The sequence below is a fragment of the Phenylobacterium sp. genome (assembly GCF_036263695.1).
GTDB lineage: Bacteria > Pseudomonadota > Alphaproteobacteria > Caulobacterales > Caulobacteraceae > Phenylobacterium.
The window spans coordinates 1-3,046 of record NZ_DATAGM010000443.1; the positions used below are offsets into that span (position 1 = coordinate 1).

Consider the following 3,046-nt stretch of genomic DNA (forward strand, 5'->3'; position numbering starts at 1 on the left):
CTCCCTGTGGACCGCCGCCCTGCTGGTGTTCGTGGACGTGGTGAAGGAGCTGCCGGCGACGCTGATCCTGCGGCCCTTCAACTTCGACACCCTGGCGGTGCTCGCCGACCGCTACGCGGCCGACGAGCGGCTGGCCGAAGCGGCCTGGCCGGCATTGGCCATCGTTCTGATCGCGGCGCCGGCGATGATCGTGCTTTCCCGCCAGGTGATGGCCTCGCGGCCCGGCGGCCACGGATGAGCGGCGTCCTGGAAGCCCGCGCCGTGCGCCGGCGCTACGGCCGCACGCTCGCCGTCGACGGCGCCAGCCTGGCCCTGGAGCCGGGCCGCATCACCGGCCTGCTAGGCCCCTCCGGCTGCGGCAAGAGCACCCTGCTGCGCTGCCTGGCGGGCCTGGAGCCGGTCGACGGCGGCGAGGTTCGAGCCGGCGAGCGGGTCCTGTCCGCGCCGGGCGTCCACGTGCCGCCCGAGTCGCGGGACGTCGGCCTGGTGTTCCAGGACTACGCCCTCTTCCCCCACCTCACGGTGGTCGAGAACGTCGCCTTCGGCCTTTCCGGCCGGCCCAAGGCCGAGCGGCGCGAGCGGGCGCTGGCCCAGCTCGAGCGCGTGCGCCTGGCCCACCGGGCCGAAGCCTGGCCCAGCGCCCTCTCCGGCGGCGAGCAGCAGCGGGTGGCGCTGGCGAGGGCGCTTGCCCGCGACCCTGCCGCCATCCTGCTGGACGAGCCCTTCTCCGGTCTCGACGGCCCGCTGCGCACCGAAGTCCGTGAGGCGACGCTGTCGGCCCTGCGCGCCGCCGGCAAGGCCGCCCTGATCGTCACCCACGACGCCGAGGACGCCATGCTGACCTCGGACTCGCTGGCGCTGATGGAGGCCGGCGCCATCCTGCAGGCCGGCTCGCCCCGCGATTGCTTCCTCGAACCCACGAGCCTCGCCGCCGCCCGGCTGCTCGGCGAAATCAACACCCTGCCGATCGAGGGCGGATCGACTGCCTTCGGTGCCGCGACGGCGCGGGACGGGGTGCTGATGGTCCGTCCCGAGGGGCTGGTGATCGGCGGCGAGGGCGTCCCCGCCGTGGTGGAGGAAGTCCGGTTCGCAGGCGCGTCGGCCGTGGTCGCGCTGCAGGTCCGCGGTATCCGGGCGTCCGCGCGGGTCCCCCTCGCCTCCGCGCCGCGCGTGGGTGACACCGTCCGCGTGGCTATCGACCCGCAGTTCGCACGTCCCTTCCCCACCGCTCATGCCGGCGAAAGCCGGGATCCAAGCTGAGCGGAACACGACACGACGTCACCTGTAGCCTCAAGGCCGTCTGAGTCCCGGCGTCCGCCGGGATGAGCGGGCTAGTGGGACCGCAACCGCTCCCGCGCCATTTCGTCGGCGATCTCGTGGGTCGGGCGGCGCTCGGCGAGGCTGCGGTCGAGGACCTCTTCGAGCGTCATGGCGAGGCGGTCGAGCTTGGCGGCGACCCAGGCGGGATCGAAGGCCTCGCCCCTGGCGATGGCGCGGATCTCGCCGGCCACGTTGATGATGCCGCCGCCGTTGATGACGTAGTCGGGGGCGTAGAGCAGGCCCGCCTCGAACAGCGCGCGGCCGGCCTCGGGGCCGGAGAGCTGGTTGTTGGCCCCGCCGGCGATCACCTTCGCCTTCAGCCGCGGCAAGGTCTTGAGGCTGATCGCGCCGCCCAGCGCGCAGGGTGCGAAGACGTCGGCCTCGGCCTCGCAGATGGCGTCCGGCGGCACGACCTGGGCCCCCGTCCGCGCCGCCACCGCCTCGACGGCGGCGGCGTCGACGTCGGCGATGATCAGCTTGGCGCCGGCCGCGTGCAGCTTCTCCGCCAGGTAGGCGCCGACATGGCCGACGCCCTGGATAGCCACCGTCACCTGCGACAGCTCCTTGCCGAGCGCGCGGGCGACGCACAGGCGCACGCCGCGGAACACGCCCTCGGCGGTGACCGGGCTCGGATCGCCGGAGGCGGCGGGGTGGTGGTCCAGGCCGGCCACGAAGGTGGAGCGATTGCGGGCGTGGGCCAGGTCGGCGGGCGAGACGCCCACGTCCTCGGCCGTCCAGTAGCGGCCGCCGAGCGAGTCCACCGCCGCCCCGAACGCCTCAAACAGGGCTGGCGTCTTGGCGGTGCGGGGATCGCCGATGATCACCGCCTTCCCGCCGCCCAGCTCCAGGTCGGCCATGGCGTTCTTGTAGGACATGGCCCGGGAGAGCCGCAGGGCGTCCTCCAGCGCCGCCTCAGCGCTGGCGTAGGGCCACATCCGGCAGCCGCCAGCCGCCGGCCCGCGGGCGGTGGAGTGGACGGCGACGATGGCCTTCAGGCCGCTGGCCGGGTCGAAGAAGGCGTGCACGCCCTCGTGGCCCTCGAAGGCGGCGGAATCGAACAGGGTCATGTCTTCAAATCGCGAGTTTGGAGCGCGTTCGTGTCGCCCGCGGCCGTTTTCGTGGAACGCGCTTGCGACGAGGAAGGCCCGGCTCTACGCGCCGCGGCCCGCCGCCACAACCCTGCGATCCTGCTCGCGATCGCGTTTGCCGCGGGGAATCGGCGGCGCGCCGGACGGCAGCGGCCCCTCCGGATCCTTCAGGTACGCCGCCACGTCGTCGAACACGACCTGCCGCTGCTTGTCGCGCATCAGAAGGTGGTGGCCGCGCGGGTAGTAGGCGGTGCGGTCGCCGCGCTTCAGCCGGGCGGCGGCCTTTAAGGTCGGCTCCTCGGGGATGATCTCGTCCTTTGCGCCGTAGAGGTAGAGGACCGGCGTCTTCACCTCGTCGATCCCCTGGTGGCCGCCGTCCATGGCGGTGACCAGGTGATAAAGGGTGTCGGACCTGGCTCCCCAGATCATCAGCGGGTCGCGGCCCATGGCGATCAGCTCGTCACGGTTGTCGCTCGCCTGGATGTTGCGGGTGATCCAGCTGGGCGGGGTGTAGACCTTGGACCCGGTCACGTGGGCGGCCAGCCATAGCAGGGTCTTGTAGGGCAAGGGCTGGCTGGACCAGCCCCAGACCGCGGGGGCCGAGAGGATCAGGTGGTCGGCGGCCGGCGGCCGGTCCG

Annotated in this window: 3 protein-coding genes and 1 pseudogene; 2 read left to right on the forward strand and 2 right to left on the reverse strand. The window is 73.0% G+C overall.

The annotated features are described in order from the left end of the window. Positions 1 to 238, forward strand: a pseudogene (locus VHK87_RS17905) (hypothetical protein); the annotation flags it as partial. Then, positions 235 to 1,260 (forward strand): ABC transporter ATP-binding protein, encoded by a 1,026-nt coding sequence (locus VHK87_RS17910; RefSeq protein WP_329636254.1) that lies wholly within the window; start codon positions 235 to 237, stop codon positions 1,258 to 1,260. The pseudogene VHK87_RS17905 and the gene VHK87_RS17910, both read left to right, overlap by 4 nt. A gap of 71 nt (positions 1,261 to 1,331) precedes the next feature. Here the strand turns inward: VHK87_RS17910 and VHK87_RS17915 are convergent, their stop codons facing one another. Both VHK87_RS17915 and VHK87_RS17920 read right to left on the reverse strand, forming a co-directional pair. Next, positions 1,332 to 2,387, reverse strand: coding sequence for a Glu/Leu/Phe/Val dehydrogenase (locus tag VHK87_RS17915; protein WP_329636255.1), 1,056 nt, complete (start codon positions 2,385 to 2,387; stop codon positions 1,332 to 1,334). An 84-nt stretch (positions 2,388 to 2,471) separates the two neighbouring features. After that, positions 2,472 to 3,046 (reverse strand): serine aminopeptidase domain-containing protein (locus tag VHK87_RS17920; protein ID WP_329636256.1); only part of this gene is annotated, 575 nt, incomplete at its 5' end.